Source organism: Centipeda flueggei ATCC 43531, from assembly GCF_000160695.1.
GTDB classification, from domain to species: Bacteria; Bacillota; Negativicutes; order Selenomonadales; family Selenomonadaceae; genus Centipeda; species Centipeda flueggei.
Genome location: NZ_GG694012.1, coordinates 1 through 871, shown reverse-complemented (window position 1 = coordinate 871; position 871 = coordinate 1). Strand labels below are relative to the sequence as shown.

The 871-nt window shown below is 55.9% G+C and carries 3 protein-coding genes; 1 reads left to right on the top strand and 2 read right to left on the bottom strand.

Annotation, left to right across the window (positions count from 1 at the left end):
- On the bottom strand, nt 1-138 hold a 138-nt coding region (locus tag HMPREF0908_RS10875; RefSeq protein ID WP_001793640.1), incomplete at its 3' end, for a Rop family plasmid primer RNA-binding protein.
- A 70-nt stretch (nt 139-208) separates the two neighbouring features.
- The gene (locus HMPREF0908_RS11465) at nt 209-472 is read right to left on the bottom strand and encodes a site-specific integrase (RefSeq protein ID WP_003660253.1); all 264 of its coding nucleotides are present in this window, start codon (nt 470-472) and stop codon (nt 209-211) included.
- Nucleotides 473-560: 88 nt separating this feature from the next.
- On the opposite strand from HMPREF0908_RS11465, the gene HMPREF0908_RS11460 reads away from it, so the two are divergent.
- The gene (locus HMPREF0908_RS11460; protein WP_001260374.1) at nt 561-689 is read left to right on the top strand and encodes a type VI secretion protein; all 129 of its coding nucleotides are present in this window, start codon (nt 561-563) and stop codon (nt 687-689) included.
- Nucleotides 690-871: the final 182 nt, after the last annotated feature.

Here is an 871-nt window from a genome sequence, read left to right as displayed (position 1 = left end):
TGCCTGTTCATCCGCGTCCAGCTCGTTGAGTTTCTCCAGAAGCGTTAATGTCTGGCTTCTGATAAAGCGGGCCATGTTAAGGGCGGTTTTTTCCTGTTTGGTCACTGATGCCTCCGTGTAAGGGGGATTTCTGTTCATGGGGGTAATGATACCGATGAAACGAGAGAGGATGCTCACGATACGGGTTACTGATGATGAACATGCCCGGTTACTGGAACGTTGTGAGGGTAAACAACTGGCGGTATGGATGCGGCGGGACCAGAGAAAAATCACTCAGGGTCAATGCCAGCGCTTCGTTAATACAGATGTAGGTGTTCCACAGGGTAGCCAGCAGCATCCTGCGATGCAGATCCGGAACATAATGGTGCAGGGCGCTGACTTCCGCGTTTCCAGACTTTACGAAACACGGAAACCGAAGACCATTCATGTTGTTGCTCAGGTCGCAGACGTTTTGCAGCAGCAGTCGCTTCACGTTCGCTCGCGTATCGGTGATTCATTCTGCTAACCAGTAAAGGCAACCCCGCCAGCCTAGCCGGGTCCTCAACGACAGGAGCACGATCATGCGCACCCGTGGCCAGGACCCAACGCTGCCCGAGATGCGCCGCGTGCGGCTGCTGGAGATGGCGGACGCGATGGATATGTTCTGCCAAGGGTTGGTTTGCGCATTCACAGTTCTCCGCAAGAATTGATTGGCTCCAATTCTTGGAGTGGTGAATCCGTTAGCGAGGTGCCGCCGGCTTCCATTCAGGTCGAGGTGGCCCGGCTCCATGCACCGCGACGCAACGCGGGGAGGCAGACAAGGTATAGGGCGGCGCCTACAATCCATGCCAACCCGTTCCATGTGCTCGCCGAGGCGGCATAAATCGCCGTG